The sequence below is a fragment of the Bacillus sp. HMF5848 genome, from assembly GCF_003944835.1.
GTDB lineage: Bacteria > Bacillota > Bacilli > Bacillales > HMF5848 > HMF5848.
Map to the genome: position 1 here is coordinate 990,302 of NZ_RWIV01000001.1, position 17,380 is coordinate 1,007,681.

The 17,380-nt window shown below is 36.7% G+C and carries 19 protein-coding genes; all 19 read left to right on the plus strand.

Annotated elements, in window-relative coordinates; translation table 11 throughout:
* Positions 1-60: 60 nt before the first annotated feature.
* The 19 genes from EJF36_RS04805 (at position 61) to EJF36_RS04895 (ending at position 17,153) form a co-directional block, all read left to right on the plus strand.
* Positions 61-288: a sulfurtransferase TusA family protein gene (locus EJF36_RS04805; RefSeq protein ID WP_125905230.1), complete on the plus strand. Its 228-nt coding sequence runs from the start codon at positions 61-63 to the stop codon at positions 286-288.
* Between the two features lie 70 nt (positions 289-358).
* Positions 359-838 (plus strand): DsrE/DsrF/DrsH-like family protein, encoded by a 480-nt coding sequence (locus tag EJF36_RS04810; RefSeq protein WP_125905231.1) that lies wholly within the window; start codon positions 359-361, stop codon positions 836-838.
* A 171-nt stretch (positions 839-1,009) separates the two neighbouring features.
* Positions 1,010-1,297 (plus strand): rhodanese-like domain-containing protein, encoded by a 288-nt coding sequence (locus EJF36_RS04815; protein WP_185807004.1) that lies wholly within the window; start codon positions 1,010-1,012, stop codon positions 1,295-1,297.
* 42 nt (positions 1,298-1,339) lie between these two features.
* Positions 1,340-1,906 carry a sulfurtransferase TusA family protein gene (locus EJF36_RS04820; RefSeq protein ID WP_125905233.1) on the plus strand — a complete coding sequence of 189 codons (567 nt, stop codon included), beginning with the start codon at positions 1,340-1,342 and terminating at the stop codon, positions 1,904-1,906.
* A gap of 90 nt (positions 1,907-1,996) precedes the next feature.
* Entirely contained in the window at positions 1,997-2,392 is a 396-nt protein-coding gene (locus tag EJF36_RS04825) for a DsrE/DsrF/DrsH-like family protein (protein WP_125905234.1), read from the plus strand.
* Positions 2,393-2,435: 43 nt separating this feature from the next.
* On the plus strand, positions 2,436-3,563 hold the full coding sequence (locus tag EJF36_RS04830) for an MBL fold metallo-hydrolase (protein WP_125905235.1): 1,128 nt from the start codon (positions 2,436-2,438) through the stop codon (positions 3,561-3,563).
* 67 nt (positions 3,564-3,630) lie between these two features.
* A complete protein-coding gene (locus EJF36_RS04835) occupies positions 3,631-4,407 on the plus strand; it encodes a sulfite exporter TauE/SafE family protein (RefSeq protein WP_125905236.1) in 777 nt (258 codons plus the stop codon).
* A gap of 77 nt (positions 4,408-4,484) precedes the next feature.
* Positions 4,485-4,898 carry a YgaP family membrane protein gene (locus EJF36_RS04840; RefSeq protein WP_260471826.1) on the plus strand — a complete coding sequence of 138 codons (414 nt, stop codon included), beginning with the start codon at positions 4,485-4,487 and terminating at the stop codon, positions 4,896-4,898.
* Positions 4,899-4,914: 16 nt separating this feature from the next.
* Positions 4,915-5,505 carry a class I SAM-dependent methyltransferase gene (locus EJF36_RS04845; protein ID WP_125905237.1) on the plus strand — a complete coding sequence of 197 codons (591 nt, stop codon included), beginning with the start codon at positions 4,915-4,917 and terminating at the stop codon, positions 5,503-5,505.
* A 160-nt stretch (positions 5,506-5,665) separates the two neighbouring features.
* Positions 5,666-6,847, plus strand: a complete 1,182-nt coding sequence (locus EJF36_RS04850) for a galactokinase (RefSeq protein WP_125905238.1) — start codon at positions 5,666-5,668, stop codon at positions 6,845-6,847.
* Positions 6,848-6,858: 11 nt separating this feature from the next.
* Complete coding sequence (gene galE / locus EJF36_RS04855) at positions 6,859-7,836, plus strand: UDP-glucose 4-epimerase GalE (RefSeq protein WP_125905239.1); 978 nt, start codon at positions 6,859-6,861, stop codon at positions 7,834-7,836.
* A gap of 222 nt (positions 7,837-8,058) precedes the next feature.
* Positions 8,059-9,564: a UDP-glucose--hexose-1-phosphate uridylyltransferase gene (gene galT / locus EJF36_RS04860; RefSeq protein WP_125905240.1), complete on the plus strand. Its 1,506-nt coding sequence runs from the start codon at positions 8,059-8,061 to the stop codon at positions 9,562-9,564.
* A gap of 297 nt (positions 9,565-9,861) precedes the next feature.
* Positions 9,862-11,379 (plus strand): sensor domain-containing diguanylate cyclase, encoded by a 1,518-nt coding sequence (locus EJF36_RS04865; protein WP_125905241.1) that lies wholly within the window; start codon positions 9,862-9,864, stop codon positions 11,377-11,379.
* A 5-nt stretch (positions 11,380-11,384) separates the two neighbouring features.
* The gene (locus EJF36_RS04870; protein WP_125905242.1) at positions 11,385-11,894 is read left to right on the plus strand and encodes a hypothetical protein; all 510 of its coding nucleotides are present in this window, start codon (positions 11,385-11,387) and stop codon (positions 11,892-11,894) included.
* A gap of 267 nt (positions 11,895-12,161) precedes the next feature.
* On the plus strand, positions 12,162-14,105 hold the full coding sequence (pulA, locus tag EJF36_RS04875; RefSeq protein WP_125905243.1) for a type I pullulanase: 1,944 nt from the start codon (positions 12,162-12,164) through the stop codon (positions 14,103-14,105).
* Between the two features lie 153 nt (positions 14,106-14,258).
* Complete coding sequence (locus EJF36_RS04880) at positions 14,259-14,867, plus strand: TetR/AcrR family transcriptional regulator (RefSeq protein WP_260471827.1); 609 nt, start codon at positions 14,259-14,261, stop codon at positions 14,865-14,867.
* Positions 14,868-14,872: 5 nt separating this feature from the next.
* Positions 14,873-15,727: an ABC transporter ATP-binding protein gene (locus tag EJF36_RS04885; protein ID WP_125905245.1), complete on the plus strand. Its 855-nt coding sequence runs from the start codon at positions 14,873-14,875 to the stop codon at positions 15,725-15,727.
* Positions 15,724-16,431: a fluoroquinolone export ABC transporter permease subunit gene (locus EJF36_RS04890; protein WP_125905246.1), complete on the plus strand. Its 708-nt coding sequence runs from the start codon at positions 15,724-15,726 to the stop codon at positions 16,429-16,431. Before EJF36_RS04885 ends, EJF36_RS04890 begins: the two co-directional genes overlap by 4 nt.
* Complete coding sequence (locus tag EJF36_RS04895) at positions 16,428-17,153, plus strand: hypothetical protein (RefSeq protein ID WP_125905247.1); 726 nt, start codon at positions 16,428-16,430, stop codon at positions 17,151-17,153. Before EJF36_RS04890 ends, EJF36_RS04895 begins: the two co-directional genes overlap by 4 nt.
* The last annotated feature ends 227 nt before the right edge of the window (positions 17,154-17,380 follow it).

Genomic DNA, 17,380 nt, shown 5'->3' on the forward strand with positions numbered 1-17,380 from the left:
CAACATACCCATGGTGGTTATGCAATTTGATTTAACTTAAATATAAGGAGGAGTTTATAGATGAACGCGAATAAAGTTCTAGATGCAAAAGGATTAGCATGTCCAATGCCAATTGTTAAAACAAAAAAAGCGATGAATGAATTAGAGTCCGGTCAGGTTTTAGAAATTCATGCAACAGATAAAGGAGCAAAGAATGATTTAACAGCCTGGGCAAAGTCTGGTGGACATGAAGTTGTTAATCACGAAGAAGATAGTGGCGTTTTAAAATTTTGGATTCGAAAGGCATAATATTTTTTTATACTACTAAATACCTATGTAGGTATTTAGATATAACTAGACAACAAGGGGGGTAGAGAGAATGTCAGACAAAAAAAGAACGACTATCGTTTTGTTTAGTGGGGACTATGACAAAGCGATGGCAGCATACATTATTGCAAATGGAGCAGCTGCCTATGACCATGAGGTAACGATTTTTCATACGTTTTGGGGATTAAATGCGTTACGAAAAGATGAAAATGTACTAGTTAAGAAAAGTTTTATGGAAAAGATGTTCGCAAAGATGATGCCTAAAGGTGCAGAAAATCTAGGGCTATCAAAAATGCAGTTTGCAGGCTTTGGTCCAAAAATGATTAAAAATGTTATGAAAAAGCATAATGCTATGCCATTATCTCAACTTATTGAAATGGCACAAGAGCAAGATGTAAAGTTAGTCGCCTGCACAATGACGATGGATCTGCTTGGTCTAAAGCAAGAGGAGCTATTAGACAGCATTGAATATGCAGGGGTAGCGGCATATTTAGCTGATGCTGAAGACGGAAACGTAAATCTGTTTATATAAATTAAAAGGGACCTATCCATTGTTTTAGATATTAAAAAAGGTTGATGAGGTAGTTTTTTAATTTCCACGGTTTAACAAGCGAGACGCATCAGTTGTTTGGCCGTGGAAGACTTGTTAAGAATAATAAAGCCATACAAATTGAGTAAAAGGAGTGTTCTATAAGTGAAAGCTATGTATGCTAGTGAAGTAAATGCAGCTTTGCAACAAGGAAAAAAATTAAATATTATTGACGTGCGTGAATATGATGAAGTTGTAGCGGGGACTATTCCTGGTGCCATTCATATCCCACTTGGTTTGTTAGAATTTCGTATGAACGAGCTTGATAAAAATAAAGAATATATCATCGTTTGTCGTTCAGGTGCAAGAAGTGGCCGTGCAACACAATTTTTAGAATACTATGGCTACAATGTTACTAATATGACAGGCGGTATGATCTCATGGGAAGGTAAAATTGCATAATTCAATTTGACAACTAAAAGGGTAAACTGGAGGTATATTAATATGAACGCCATTAAAACTGATAAAGTGTTAGATGCAAAAGGCTTAGCATGCCCAATGCCGATTGTAAGAACTAGAAAAGCAATCAATGAATTAGAACCCGGTCAAGTTCTTGAGGTGCAAGCAACAGATAAAGGATCAAAGGCTGACCTAAAAGCTTGGGCAAATAGTGCCGGTCATCAATACCTTGGGACTATAGAAGAAGGCGAAACATTAAAGCATTATGTGAGAAAATCTTCTGGTGATGAAAAAATTGAAAAGAAACATCCGCATGTTATATCAAATGATGAACTAGAGACAAAACTTGATCAAAACATTGTTGTCCTTGATGTGAGAGAAGCTGCAGAATATGCATTTAATCATATTCCAAATGCAATCTCTATGCCTCTAGGGGAATTGGACGCACGTATAAATGAGTTAAATAATGAAGCTGATATTTATGTAGTGTGCCGTACAGGTAATCGAAGCGATTTAGCGGCACAAAAGCTAACGGAAAAAGGCTTTGCTAAAGTAACGAATGTTGTGCCAGGGATGACGAACTGGAATGGTAGAACTGCGAGCTTAGATTAATTTGATTATCGCACCAAACCGAGGTTTCATCGCACCAAAAAGATTCACAACCATATAGGCTGTTGAAAAACAAACAAAGGGGAGTAAGTAATGTCTAATAAAGTAGCCATTATTGCTAGTAACGGTGGGTTATTCGATGCATATAAAATTTTTAATATTGCGACTGCTGCCGCAGCAACAGATAAAGAGGTAGCAATTTTCTTCACTTTTGAAGGGTTAAACTTGATTCACAAAGATGCTTACGGACAACTTACGATGCCAGAAGGAAAAGAACATTTCGCTGAAGGCTTCGCTAAAGCAAATGCACCTAGCATTCCAGAACTAGTAGAAATGGCTCAAGAGATGGGCGTTAAATTTATCGGTTGTCAAATGACGATGGATGTAATGGGATTAGAAACAGAGCATTTCGTGGATGGAATTGAAGTTGGCGGTGCCGTAACATTTTTAGAATTTGCAAAAGATGCTGATGTAACATTAACGTTTTGAAAAATTTTTTACGTAATTAAATACTATAGGGGGTAATTTTAAAATGACTGTAAAAGCAATGACTGCAAAGGAAATTACGAGGAGAATTTTTAATAAAGAGAAGTTATTTATATTAGATGTTCGAAACGAAACTGATTTTCAAGATTGGAAAATTGAAGGAGAAAACGTGACACATTTAAATATTCCATATTTTGAGTTGCTTGATGGTGTGGAAGAGATACTTGATTCAATTCCAACAGATCAAGATGTGTTAGTTTCTTGTGCGAAGGAAGGCTCATCAGTGATGGTAGCAGAAATGCTTTCCGAAGCTGGGCGTGATGTATCATATTTAGCAGGTGGAATGAAAGCTTGGAGCGAGCACTTAGAGCCTGTTAAAGTAGGCGATCTAAAAGGTGGCGGAGAAATGTATCAATTCGTCCGCATCGGAAAAGGGTGTCTATCTTACATGGTTGTTTCAAATGGTGAAGCAGCTATCATTGACGCGACTCGTATGGTAGACGTGTACCTTGATTTTGCAAAAGAAAATGGAGCAACAATTAAGCACGTTTTTGATACGCATTTACATGCCGATCACATTTCTGGTGGTCGCATAATTGCAGAAAAAACAAATGCAACGTACTGGTTGCCACCAAAGGATGCAACAGAGGTTACATTTGAGTATGCACCTTTAGAAGGTGGCAATGATGTGACAATTGGAAATACAACAATTAATATTCACGCACTATACTCACCAGGACATACAATTGGTTCAACATCATTTGTTGTAGATGAAAAATTCTTACTATCAGGGGATATTTTATTCGTTGATTCTATCGGTCGCCCTGATTTAGCTGGATTAGCTGAAGATTGGGTTGCTGATTTAAGAGAGACTCTTTATAAGCGTTACAAAGAACTTTCAAATGACCTTATTGTATTACCAGCTCATTTCATGATTATGGAAGAATTAAATGATGATGGAAGTGTAGCTGAAAAGCTAGGTACTTTATTTGCCAAAAATCACGGTTTAAATATTGAAGATGAAGAAGAATTCAGAAAGCTTGTAACAGAAAATCTACCACCGCAACCAAATGCATATCAAGAGATTCGCAAAACAAATATGGGGAAGATCTCACCGAATGAAGATGAACAACGAGAAATGGAGATCGGTCCAAATCGTTGTGCCGTTCGATAAAAAACTTGAGCCCGTTTCGACGGGCCTCAAGTAAAATCGTGCATCCTAGGAAGGGGCGTGTTGGCACGTGGATTTTGCATTTATTATAACAATCTTTCTAATCGGCTTTATAGGTTCATATATATCAGGGATGTTAGGTATTGGTGGCTCTATTATTAAATATCCAATGCTACTGTACATTCCGCCACTATTCGGTTTAGCGGCTTTTAGTGCACACGAGGTTTCTGGAATAAGCGCTGTGCAAGTGTTTTTTGCAACAATAGGTGGAGTATGGGCATATAGAAAAGGCGGTTACTTAAATAAAACACTGATAATCTACATGGGAACTAGTATACTAATTGGAAGCTTTGTAGGAGGATTTGGCTCAAAGCTTATGTCAGAAGGTGGCATTAATTTAGTATATGGTATATTGGCTTTAATTGCGGCTGTTATGATGTTTGTTCCTAAAAAGGGAATAGATGATATTCCACTGGACCAAGTAACCTTTAATAAGTGGTTAGCTGCTGCTCTTGCCTTGATTGTTGGGGTAGGCGCAGGTATAGTCGGGGCGGCAGGAGCCTTTTTATTAGTACCAATTATGTTAGTTGTACTAAAGATTCCTACTAGAATGACAATCGCTTCATCATTAGCAATTACATTTATTTCTTCAATTGGAGCAACTGTTGGTAAAATTACGACCGGGCAAGTTGATTATGCTCCAGCCGCTATCATGGTGGTGGCTAGTTTGATTGCTTCGCCATTAGGAGCACAAGCTGGGAAGAAGGTAAATACAAAAATTCTTCAAGTTGTGTTAGCGTTATTAATTTTGGCCACAGCGATAAAAATATGGGTTGATATATTATAGTTGGGGGGCTCCCCCCTTTTTATTTTTAAAAATGCAGTGATTAGGCACACTAAAAATAAAAAGTAAGGAGAGTCTTAATGAATATTGGAAAACTATTCGCACCAACAACGAGCAAAGTCAATCTACGAACGAAGCCTCACATAAATGCACAAATACATAGAAATATATTGGATAGTGTTAAAATATATAAATATAAAAGCAAGGAAGAAACACACAAACGCATAAGAGATTTGGATTACGAATGGGATATGGAGCGAACTTTAGAGATTAACTATGCAGTTATTGTTTTACTCTCAACATTTTTGGGGTTATTTCGCAACAAAAGCTGGTTTCTTCTAGCAGGTGTCGCATCAGGATTTATGATACAACATGTGTTACAAGGGTGGTGCCCTCCCATGCCTTTGTTTCGTAAATTAGGAGTGCGAACTGCTAAAGAAATTTTTACAGAACAGGAAGCATTACGAAGCTTACTTTCAAAGGATAAGAACTGATTTAAGGAGTGTGGTTATGGCGGGTCATCGATTTAATCCAGAAAAAGCCAATAAACTTATTGATCCAAAAAGAAAAGAGATAGTGAATCCAGAAAAGATTGTTTCATTGCTAGGACTAAGCAAGAACGATATTGTTGCTGATTTAGGCGCTGGAAATGGTTTTTTTACAGTGCCGTTTGCTAAAAGCACAGAGCGTGTATATGCAGTAGACATTGAGCCGAAAATGCTAGAACTTCTTAAGGAACGTATGCATGAAGAAAACATACATAATATCGTATGTATAGAGAGTGATCTCGAGCAAATAATGCTCGAGGATAATAGTGTGGATAAAGCATTTACCGCATTTGTTATGCATGAGATACCCGATATGAAAAAAGCACTTGCTGAGTTTGAGCGAATTGTAAAGCCTGGCGGACAATTCATGATTGTTGATTGGGAAGCTGTTGAATCAGACATGGGACCGCCTGTGCATCACAGAATATCATCTGAGGACATGGTTAAAGTACTCGACAATCAGGGGTATAAATCTGAAGTTACCCATGTACATGATTCAGTATATGTTGTAAATGTTCGTACTAAGAAAAATAATGAACATACGGTGAAATAAAAGAATCGTCAAAGCTTAACACAATAAATGTAAGCGTTAGATTAATAAGGTGTAAAAACCAAATTAATCTAACGTTTTTTTATTCTTTGCTATTGCATTTTTCAGTACTTTTGCTAAGATAAAAACAAGAACTAAAATTTTACTAAAAAAGGTGATAAAATTGCTGAAAGCGCTTAAGAATGAATTTGTTAATGTATTCGGTGGATCAATTAACGATGTTAGCAGTTACTTTGCACCCGGTCGAGTGAACTTAATTGGGGAACATATTGATTACAATGGCGGGCATGTATTTCCATGTGCTTTAAGTGTAGGGACATATGCAATTGCTCGCAAGCGAAACGATAATATACTTCGTCTTTATTCAAAAAACTTTACTGAAATGAATGTGATTGAAACATCAATTAAAGATTTATCGTATGATAAGCGGCATGATTGGTCTAATTATCCAAAAGGTGTTATATACATGCTTCAGCAAGAGGGATATTCCATCACTTCAGGCTTCGATGTTTTGTTTTTTGGCAACATACCAAACGGTGCAGGTTTATCCTCGTCTGCATCCATTGAGGTCGTGACAGCTGTTTTACTAAAAGATTTATTCAGCTTACAAATAGGTATGATTGATATGGTAAAATTAAGCCAGCGTGCTGAAAATGAATTTATCGGCGTGAATTGTGGTATCATGGACCAATTCGCTATCGGAATGGGTAAGCAAGATCAAGCTATTTTATTAGATTGTGATACACTTGACTATCAGTATAGTCCTATTAAATTGAATAATATGTCTCTTGTCATTGCTAATACAAATAAAAAACGCGGGTTAGCAGACTCTAAATATAATGAGCGTCGAAATGAATGTGAACGTGCATTATCTCAATTACAACAAGAGCTATCTATAGCTTCACTTTGTCAGCTAACACCTGCACAGTTTGATCAAAGTAAACACCTTATTTCAAATGAAGTCGACCGTAGACGTGCTAAGCATGCTGTGTACGAGAATGAGCGTACGATGCAAGCCGTTAAGAAACTACAAAATGGAGATATCGCTGCCTTTGGTCAGCTTATGAATCAATCACATATCTCATTACGCGATGATTACGAAGTATCGGGCTTTGAATTAGATACGATGGTAGAAGCAGCTTGGAAACAAGATGGTGTCATTGGTGCTCGAATGACAGGTGCAGGATTTGGTGGTTGCGCGGTTTGTATCGTAGAAAATAATAAAATAGAATCGTTTATTGCGAATGTGTCAAAAGAGTATACGTTAAAAACGAAGCTCGAGGCGGACTTCTATGTAGTAGAAGTTGGTGAAGGAGCTAGAAAACTAGAAGAAGTATTATTGTAGGAGGAGATACAATGGCAGTACTTGTTTGTGGTGGTGCTGGGTATATAGGAAGTCATGCAGTGGCAGAATTACTAGCGCGTGGAGAAGAAGTTGTAGTAGTTGATAATTTACAAACAGGGCATAAAGGCGCTGTATTAGAAGGCGCTACGCTTTATGTAGGAGATTTACGAGATACAGAGTTTCTAAGTACTGTTTTTTCAGAAAATCAAATAACAGAGGTTATGCACTTTGCTGCTGATTCACTAGTCGGAGTTAGCGTTGAAAAGCCTCTGGATTATTATGATAATAATGTTTATGGAGCGTTATGCTTATTAAAAGTAATGAAGCATCATGACGTGAACAAAATTGTCTTTTCATCAACAGCTGCAACGTATGGGGAACCGAAACGAGTTCCAATTGAGGAAACAGATGATACAACACCAACAAATCCATATGGAGAAACAAAGCTAGCAATTGAAAAAATGTTAAAGTGGTCTGGTATCAAGCATGTTGTTCTCCGTTATTTCAATGTGGCAGGGGCCCACACGGAGCATGATATAGGGGAAGACCATGATCCTGAAACGCATTTAATTCCAATTGTACTACAAGTCGCTTTAGGACAGCGAGACCATATTTCCATTTTTGGTGAAGACTACGATACACACGATGGAACTTGTATTCGTGATTATATTCATGTAGTGGACTTAGTATCTGCGCACTTACTAGCGATTGACAGATTAAGAGCTGATCGTGACAGTGCTGTTTATAACTTAGGAAATGGGAACGGATTTACGGTAAAAGAAGTGATTGACTGCGCAAGAAAGGTAACTGGTAAAGATATACCAGCAGTTGTTTCACCACGTCGTGCCGGGGACCCAGCGAAGTTAGTAGCATCTTCAGAGAAAGCGATGGAAGAATTAGGTTGGACACCAAAATATGCGTCACTTGAAGATATTATTGCAAGTGCATGGAGCTGGCATCAAAGACATCCGCATGGTTACAATGACTAAAATAAAACGTGACATGAGCTAAAAGTGCTTGAATTGAAAAACACGTCAGAATGTGTTGATGTTACCTCATATAGCTAATGTGTGAGTATCTTTTACTAACAATCAAATGGTCTGTCACCAGTCGATTTTCTAAACAAAAAGGAAAAGATATGGCCACGACCACGTTGGAAAGGCGCATATGCTATTGTTTGAAGTTCTACAAAATGAAAGGATGCGTTTCCTTTGAATATTTATGTTGAGATTGAGCGTTTATTGCATTATGGTATGACAAAAAAGCTCATTGAAACAGATGACCTAGATTTTACTAGAAATCAATTATTGGCGATACTGGAATTAGCTGATTTTGAACAACCAGCTGAAATACCGGATGACGAGCAAGAAACTCCCGTTGAAATACTAAATGCGATATTAGATTGGGCTTATGAAAATGGTCGTATCCGTAACAACACGACAACAGAGCGGGATTTATTAGACACGAAAATTATGGGTGTGTTTGTGTCTCGACCATCAGATGTCATTAATAAGTTTTTTGGCTATAAAGATGTAACCGAAGCAACTAATTATTTATATCAACTATCAAAAGACTCGTTATATATTCGAACAGACAGGATTGCAAAAAATGAACATTGGTTTGCGGATACAAATTACGGTCAAATAGAGATAACAATAAACCTATCAAAGCCAGAGAAAGATCCAAAAGAAATTGCGGCTGCAAAACAGATCAAAAATAGCTCGTATCCAGAATGTCTCCTCTGTAAGGAGAATGTCGGATATGCCGGTCGTTTGAATCATCCAGCACGTCAAAACCTACGGACTATACCTGTTGATTTAGACGGTGAAAAGTGGCATTTACAATTTTCACCATACGTGTATTATAACGAGCATGCCATTGTCTTAAAGGACTCACATGAACCAATGAAAATTTCAAAGCGGACCTTTGAGCGTCTGCTTGCTTTTACTAGCATATTTCCACATTATTTTCTTGGATCCAATGCAGATTTACCGATTGTGGGTGGGTCCATTTTAAGCCACGATCATTTTCAAGGTGGCAATCATGATTTTCCGATGGCAAAAGCTGAGATTGAGTTCGACTTTCAGCTAACGAACTTTCCTCATACAAGAGCCGGAATTGTTAAGTGGCCTATGTCTGTGGTGAGACTGCAGAGTTTAAATCTACACGAACTTGTAGATGCTGCTGATTATATTTTCCGAACTTGGCGTGAGTATAGTGATGAATCAGTAGATATACATGCATTCACAAATAACACGCCACACAACACAATTACGCCAATCGCACGCCGACGTGGAGAAATGTTTGAGCTTGATCTTGTGTTACGTAATAACCGAACGAGTGAAAAGCATCCAATGGGTATTTTTCATCCACATGATGAGGTGCATCATATAAAGAAAGAAAATATTGGTTTAATTGAAGTGATGGGTCTTGCTGTGTTACCTGGTCGTTTAAAGGAAGAGTTAAAGCTAGTTGGAGAGGCGTTAGTCTCAAATAATCCGATAGAAGAACTTAAAAAACAACCTGACATTCAAAAACATGCGGACTGGGCAATTAAGATTTTGGAAAAACATCCTGATGAAACAGTTGATTCGATAGATGATGTATTAAAAAAGGAAATTGGCATTGTTTTCACTACAATATTAGAGCACGCGGGTGTATTTAAGAGAGATGAAAGAGGCGTCCGAGCATTTAAATCATTTATTGAATCACTATAATGGTTAAAATATGGAAAAACGGTCACTTTAATATTAGGTGACCGTTTTTTATGCAACATAAAAAAGATTTTATAATAGCAAGAGATTATGATAAAAAAACAAGAGAAGATTACTCTAAGTTTGCTATGATTATAAAAAGAGTAGACGTTTAAGGTTTGATTTATTAAAGGTATTTTTTTAAAATGTTTGTTTCGTTTCGCTAAATAAGTGTAAAAATTTTTTGTGTAATTCCTATTATTATTTAACTATGATAAAATAATAATAGGACTTTATATCTATTTTAGGAGAGAAAAAACTATGGTGATGATGCAATACGCTCAATTTATTGTTTATATTATAGTTATTGCAATCATTACTAACTTGTTTCGCTTTAAGATGAATGAAACAGTCGACAAGCTGATGTTAGTTATGTCAACGTTTGCATTAATTATATTTGATGGCATTTTATTTGACTCTATTCATACAGAGTGGTTAGCTTTTTTATTTATTTGTGTATCCATTATTTCATTTTTTATATACGGAGCTATTGTAAGTGTATCTATAGCATCTTTTGTTTTATCTATACAAACAGACGTAACAAGCCCTGTAATAATGTTAGAATACATCCTGTTTGCTTTAGGTAGTATTGTACTGTATCAATATTTCCTGAAAATAAAAGGTGAACGTGATAGATGGTTAAGTTATCTTATTGATAATTCTAAGCAATTAAGCGTTTTGAAAGGCGTTAGTACTTCTATTCAAAAGGCGTTACAGTTAGAAAAATTAATAAAAACTATACTAACAACAGTAACAGCAGGGTATGGGCTAGGATTTAATAGAGCCATGATTTTATTAGTAGATGATGAAGAAGAAAAGCATCTAAAAGGTATAATGGGGACAGGTCCGATGAATGCGGATGAAGGGTATGCTACTTGGGAATCTATTGTGAAAAATAAGTTTAAACTTAAAGAACTAATTGAAATAAGTGAAACAGAAGTACCTCGTGATACACTTCTGAATCAACATGTGAAAGAATTATGTATTAGTCTGGAAGAAAAAAACTTTCTGAGTCAAGCACTAGATAATGGTAATCCTCTTCATATAAAAGAACACAATATAAGTGACCAAACGTTACAAGATTTTGTTAAGCGCTTTAATATGACAGAATTTGCTGTAATACCTTTAATCCAGCAAGGTGATAAAGTTGGTGTTTTAATCATTGATAATCCTGTTAACAAAAATCCAATTACTGTAAATGATATTGATAGTACCATACCGATTGCGAATCAAGCAGCTATTGCTATTCAAAATGCCCGTTTGTATAGTAAGGTGCAAGATATGGCTTTAAAAGATGGTTTGACAGGATTGTATAATCAGAGAGCATTCCAAACACTTTCTTCGAATATTTTTTCAAATGAAAATACACTATCAGTTATTATTTTGGACATAGATAATTTTAAACATTTTAACGATACGAATGGTCATATTCTTGGAAATGAAGTATTGAGCAAACTATCGAATGTAATTCAGGGCACGATAGATTCTCATCATATTGCTTGTCGATACGGAGGAGAAGAGTTTGTTATTTTGCTTCCCAAAATGGGCAAAAACCAAGCGGTAGAATTAGCTGAAGAGATACGTAGTAACGTAGTAGCGACTAAATTTCCTTGTGAAGAAAACCAGCCAACAGGGCATCTAACTATCAGTTTAGGTGTAGCGTCAACAGAATGCACAACTGTTATAAACCCTGACCAACTTCTAGACTATGCTGATAAAGCACTATATAAAGCGAAAGCTACAGGCAAAAACAAAGTTATTTTATTTGAAGGAGACTGAGAGCAATGATTGGCTATACCGTCACGGTATTTATTTTTGTGTATGCTTTTGTGATGTTGTTAAGTAGCCGCTACTTTTATTTGCTAGAGTTAAGAAACCATTCAAGAAAAAAATTGCGGTCTCTTGAATTGAACCTAGAGGAGTTAGACTTTTCGTTTGAACAAATGGTTTATTTTGTATCACTCCCGAGTAATTTACCTATTATTAAACAGGCAAAGCAAAAGGATATAACTATTAAAATAGACTATTCAAGTTTAGTATTTCCAACGGTGTCAGGGATAAATATTATTATTAAAACAGACACAGATAATATGACATTAGCCTATTTACCTATTAAGGACTTTAGGTTACCTAAACTTGACCAGCTTTTAGCAAAGAGAAAGTTGAATGAAAAATCATATATTAAAATCAGTACATATAAGCTTATTCATAAAAAAACTCTTCAACTGATTGCGGAAGATGTCTATAATCAGCTACAAGTTGGTCGAAACAATATTTCTTCTTCAAAAATGTAAAACATAACTGTCTTGAAAGTTAAGAGGGTTTTAACTGTTCTATTATTATTAGGATAATGCACCACTGTCATTTTCATGATTAAACTAGGATACAAAAAGCTCTGCGCTTGCGTAATAAGTCTACGGAGCTAACAACAGATAGTCATCTATCTTTTTTAAGTAATCCTCTAAAAATCTCTAGCTCCCATCTTGGGGCTATTTTTTTAAAAAAATTAGTGCAACCGATTTCACAAATTTGATAATATAAATAAAGAAGGAGATGACATAATGGCTGTACAAAAACAAATTAATTATAATATTTCATACGGTGATGGCTCTGTTTTTTCAAAGTCTTTTGACGAAAAGTATACATATAACGGTGATGACCTAGGTGTAACTTATACGAAAGAGGATACAACGTTCCGTCTATGGGCTCCAACGGCTGAAGAAGCTTATGTTAACATTTATGAGAAATATGATAGTGAAAACGGCCAGTCCCACCCATTGGTGAAGGCCGAGAATGGGACTTGGTCTGTAACATTGACTGGTGACCTGGCAGGAAAATACTATACTTATAAAGTGCGCATAGAAGAGGAATGGAATGAAGCAGTAGACCCTTATGCACGTGCAGTTGGCGTAAACGGTGATAAAGGGGCTATCATTGATTTAGCGGATACGACTCCTGTTGGTTGGCCAGGTACGAAACCACCTCTTGCAGCACCGACAGATGCTATTATTTATGAACTTCATGTTCGCGATGCCTCGATGCATCCAGAGAGTGGGATTCAGCATAAAGGAAAATATCTTGGTTTAACAGAGTTAGGTACAAAAGGACCAGGTGGCATTCAAACTGGCTTAGACCATATTAAATCGTTAGGCGTGACGCATGTTCAGCTTTTGCCGGTGTATGACTATTCGACAGATAGTGTTGATGAAACACGACTAGATGAAGAGCAATACAATTGGGGATATGATCCGAAAAACTATAATGCGCCAGAAGGGTCTTATGCAACAAATCCGTATGACCCAGCTAGTCGTATTAAAGAGTTAAAGCAACTCATTAAAACAATGCACGATAATGGATTGCGTGTCATTATGGATGTTGTTTATAATCATGTGTTTGATGCGTATCGAATGAGCTTTACAAAGCTTGTACCTGGCTATTATTTTCGATATGACGTACCAGGAGAAAAGCTTGCGGATGGTTCAGCATGTGGAAACGATACAGCAAGCGAACGCACGATGGTACGTAAATTCATTGTCGATTCGGTTTGCTATTGGGCAAAGGAATATGGATTTGACGGTTTCCGTTTCGATTTAATGGGACTACATGATGTAGATACGATGAATGAAATTCGTGCTCGTTTAGATCAAATTGACCCGACTATCATGACGATAGGAGAAGGCTGGGTTTTAAATACACCACTTAGTGAAGAGCAAAAAGCGAATCAAGAAAATGCGAGTAAAATGCCAAGAATCGCTCATTTTAACGATTACTTACGCGATGGATTAAAGGGAAGTGTGTTTTACGAGGATGAAGCGGGCTTTGTAAATGGGAAAAAGAATAGCGAGCTAGACATGAAAAAAGGGATTGTTGGTGGAATTGCGTATGATAAAGACATTCGGACATTTGCTGACGAACCAAACCAAACAGTAAGCTATGTGGAAGCACATGATAATCATACGGTGTGGGACAAGCTTGAGCTCACAAACCCATCTGATAGCGAGCTGGACCGTAAGAAAATGCACCGTCTTGCGACAGCTATTGTGTTAACATCTCAAGGGATAGCGTTTTTACATGCTGGTCAGGAATTTATGCGTACAAAAGGTGGCGACGAAAATAGTTACAAATCACCGACAAGTGTGAACTGGCTAGATTGGCAGCGTTGCTATGAATTTGGTGAAGATGTGGACTATGTTAGAAGTTTGATTTCAATTCGCCGCAAACATCCTGCATTTCGTATGCAAACGACAGAGCAAATTCGCAAGCATTTATTTTTCGAAAAAGCACCGAAAAACTGTGTAGCATATACACTTCGCAACCATGCAAATGACGATGATTGTGAAACGATTTTCGTTATTCACAATGCTAATCGAAAAGAAGTAGAAGTCACTTTGCCGAGTTCTGTAAGCAAATGGGATGAGTTACTTAGTAATGAAGCAAAAGTAAATAAACGCACAGTGCTTGTACCACCGCTATCAACGGTGATTTTGGGTAGTCAAACGAAATAATTTGTATATAAAATAGATGTCCATGAATGTGGACATCTATTTTCTTTAGGCTGTAAAATTGACCCGATTTATATGGAATTAATTTCAAATATATGTTAAAATTTTTATGAATAAAAAATAAAAATATTCATACGTTCAAAAATGGAGTTGAGGATGATGGCAAAGGGTTTTTCGGAGCAAGAAAAACATGTTATTCGCGACAAGCTTTATGAAGAAGGCAAAGCATTATTTAGTCAATATGGACTAAAAAAAACAAGTATTAGCCAAATAACAAAGGCTGTTGGAATTGCCCAAGGATCCTTTTATTTATTTTTTACATCGAAAGAGGAACTATACTTTGACATATTAGAACAAGAAGAAGCAGAAATGAAAGCTGAACTACTCCCTCTTTTATCGAGTGGTATGACACCTGACATACTAAAAGAGATTCTATTAATAGGGCTAAAACAATTCGAGGAACGGCCATTTTTTAAAAATATGTTAATGGGAGATGATATGGAGGTTTTGATGAGAAAGCTTCCTGCAGACCGATTACATGCACATATTACCAATGACCAAGATGCATTCTATCCTTTTATTCAAAAATGGAAGCAGGAAGGTATTTTAAAAGAAGGAAAACCAGATGTTATTGTTGGAATGATTAGAGCGTTTTTTACCATTATCCTCCATAAAAAGGAGATTGGAGAAGACATATACCCTGAAACAGCTGAGCTACTTGCGGATTGTATTGCCAATGGGATTATTGTCTCGAAGGGAGAGTAGCAAAAATGATTGAAGTGAAAAATTTAACGTATCGCTATCCCAATAAGAAGGACGATGTCATAAAAGGTGTCGACTTTCATGTAGATAGCGGAGAAATCTTTGGATTTTTAGGACCATCAGGTGCTGGTAAGAGCACCATTCAAAAGATTTTGATTCGTATTTTAAAAGAATATAAAGGTCATGTATCGGTCGGTGGAAAAGAGTTAAGTCAATTAAGTAATGATTATTATGAAAAGATTGGTGTTGCCTTTGAGTTTCCAAACTTCTATCGAAAATTTACCGGTTTAGAAAACCTTGCATTTTTTCAAAAAATGTACAAATCAAATACGATTGCTCCGTTAGAGCTTATGAGATTAGTTGGCCTAGAAGGAGATGCGAATGCTCCCTTCGATAGCTATTCAAAAGGAATGAAAATGAGACTTAATTTTTGTCGAGCACTGTTAAATGATCCAGATATTTTATTTTTAGATGAGCCAACGTCAGGACTAGATCCGGTGAATGGCAACCGCATGAAGGAATTAATCCTTGAGCAAAAGGAAAAAGGAAAAACAGTAATATTAACGACACACAACATGATGGCGGCTGACCAGCTTTGTGACCGAGTTGCTTTCATTGTCGATGGAAAAATCGCTTTAATTGATTCCCCTAAGCAACTTAAGGTGAAAAATGGCGAAAAGGTTGTAAAGGTAGAGTATGAAAATGGGGCTTCTGTTGCTACGGAAGACTTTGCCCTCGAAGGGTTAAGTAGCAATAAAGAGTTTCATAGAATACTAGAAAGTGAAACGGTTATTACGATGCATACCCAAGAAGCGACGTTAGAGGATATTTTCATAAAAACAACAGGGAGGAAGCTCACATGAGGTTTCTACATGTTGTTGGCATGGATATTCGGTTTCAATTGAGGCAAGGCTTCTATATAGCGTACGCATTTGTAAGTGCATTTTATATCGGCATACTTTTCTTTCTACCAGATGTAATTAAGGAAGAACTATCAACAGTAATAATTTTTACAGATCCAGCTGTTCTTGGTTTCTTTTTTATCGGAGGAATTGTATTACTGGAACGAGCCCAGGCCATCTTTGATCCGTTATTTGTGACACCGTTACATGTTCATGAATATTTGATAAGCAAAGTCTTATCGTTATCACTTCTTGCTGTTATCACTAGCTTGCTTATTATGTTTTCCTCTCATGGAGGTGACATTCAAGTAGTCCCATTAATGGTGAGCGTATTATTAAGCTCTATTTTCTTTACTTTACTAGGTCTTATATTGGCCGTTCGCGTACAATCGGTGAATGCCTTTTTGTATACTTCCCCCATTTTTGTCGTAGTCTTTTTTGTGCCTATCATACAATATTTTGGTGGTCCTGAGTTGTGGCTGTATTACCTTTTACCGAGTCAAGCAGCTTTGCTTTTGATTGAAGGAAGCTTTCACGTTCTTCAGCTAAACGTATATGTATATGCGATTCTCACGTTAGTAGCTTGGATTATTCTAGCATATGTATGGGCCTATCATAGCTTTTATCGGTACATTGTACTTGGTGTAGGGGGTAGGAGCTCATGAGAAGAATGTTTGCGTTAGCAGGGAGTGACATTAGGCAAATACAAAAGGATCCCATTCTTGTTGTTGCCATACTATTGCCCGTTCTGTTTGCTGTACTTATTAGATTTGCTTTACCGGTTCTCACAGAGAAGCTTAATGACTTTAATTTACTAGACTTAAGTAATCATTACGATTTAATAATCGGGATAGGGTTATTAATAACCCCCATTATGATGGGATTCTTAATCGGTTTTATCGTGTTAGATGAACGTGACGAAGAGCTTCTCATGTTTTTCTCCATTACACCATTAACAAAAACAGGGTATGTGTATTACCGATTGATTAGCCCTATACTGCTGACCTTTGTTTTATCATTTGTATTCATGTACGTGCAAGGTATAGTCTCGTTTGAAGTGATTACGTTTTTACCAATTGCTGTCTTAAATGCGTTAGGATCATCTCTATTTACTATGGCTATGGTCATGTTTGCTTCCAATAAAGTGGAAGGCTTAGCGCTATCAAAGGTTCTAAATCTAACACTAGTAGTACCTATCATACCGTATATTTTTAAAAATCCAGTGATGCTTCTATTTGGAATAGTGCCAACTTATTGGCCTGTCATGGCGTTTGTAGAAAGATACAGCAGTATAGGGACCTTTGTTTTATACGTGATCGTCGGTTTTGTTATTAATATGGCTTGGCTCATATGGATGACTAAGAAATTTGAAAATAAAATTGGGTAATTTGAAAAAGCAGGTTTAGGTGTAAAAATCTAAATCTGTTTTTTTATTTGAATTGTCATCTGATATGGAACGCTGTTTGCTGCGTTGGTTTGATAAAATCCAAGGGTAATTGAATTACATATTTTGTTCATGTGGAGTTGGTTTAGGGATGTACTTTAACTAGCGGGCGAGGTTAGTTTAGCTATGATAAGTGAAGAAAACATATGATTAAAGAAAAGAATGACTCG

What these genes read in the sequence shown, in the direction of transcription:
- EJF36_RS04805 (WP_125905230.1), top strand. Translation starts at nt 61, where the DNA reads ATGAACGCGAATAAAGTTCTAGATGCAAAAGGATTAGCATGTCCAATG.
- EJF36_RS04810 (WP_125905231.1), top strand. Translation starts at nt 359, where the DNA reads ATGTCAGACAAAAAAAGAACGACTATCGTTTTGTTTAGTGGGGACTAT.
- EJF36_RS04815 (WP_185807004.1), top strand. Translation starts at nt 1,010, where the DNA reads ATGTATGCTAGTGAAGTAAATGCAGCTTTGCAACAAGGAAAAAAATTA.
- EJF36_RS04820 (WP_125905233.1), top strand. Translation starts at nt 1,340, where the DNA reads ATGAACGCCATTAAAACTGATAAAGTGTTAGATGCAAAAGGCTTAGCA.
- EJF36_RS04825 (WP_125905234.1), top strand. Translation starts at nt 1,997, where the DNA reads ATGTCTAATAAAGTAGCCATTATTGCTAGTAACGGTGGGTTATTCGAT.
- EJF36_RS04830 (WP_125905235.1), top strand. Translation starts at nt 2,436, where the DNA reads ATGACTGTAAAAGCAATGACTGCAAAGGAAATTACGAGGAGAATTTTT.
- EJF36_RS04840 (WP_260471826.1), top strand. Translation starts at nt 4,485, where the DNA reads ATGAATATTGGAAAACTATTCGCACCAACAACGAGCAAAGTCAATCTA.
- EJF36_RS04845 (WP_125905237.1), top strand. Translation starts at nt 4,915, where the DNA reads ATGGCGGGTCATCGATTTAATCCAGAAAAAGCCAATAAACTTATTGAT.
- galE (WP_125905239.1), top strand. Translation starts at nt 6,859, where the DNA reads ATGGCAGTACTTGTTTGTGGTGGTGCTGGGTATATAGGAAGTCATGCA.
- EJF36_RS04865 (WP_125905241.1), top strand. Translation starts at nt 9,862, where the DNA reads ATGGTGATGATGCAATACGCTCAATTTATTGTTTATATTATAGTTATT.
- EJF36_RS04870 (WP_125905242.1), top strand. Translation starts at nt 11,385, where the DNA reads ATGATTGGCTATACCGTCACGGTATTTATTTTTGTGTATGCTTTTGTG.
- pulA (WP_125905243.1), top strand. Translation starts at nt 12,162, where the DNA reads ATGGCTGTACAAAAACAAATTAATTATAATATTTCATACGGTGATGGC.
- EJF36_RS04880 (WP_260471827.1), top strand. Translation starts at nt 14,259, where the DNA reads ATGATGGCAAAGGGTTTTTCGGAGCAAGAAAAACATGTTATTCGCGAC.
- EJF36_RS04885 (WP_125905245.1), top strand. Translation starts at nt 14,873, where the DNA reads ATGATTGAAGTGAAAAATTTAACGTATCGCTATCCCAATAAGAAGGAC.
- EJF36_RS04890 (WP_125905246.1), top strand. Translation starts at nt 15,724, where the DNA reads ATGAGGTTTCTACATGTTGTTGGCATGGATATTCGGTTTCAATTGAGG.
- EJF36_RS04895 (WP_125905247.1), top strand. Translation starts at nt 16,428, where the DNA reads ATGAGAAGAATGTTTGCGTTAGCAGGGAGTGACATTAGGCAAATACAA.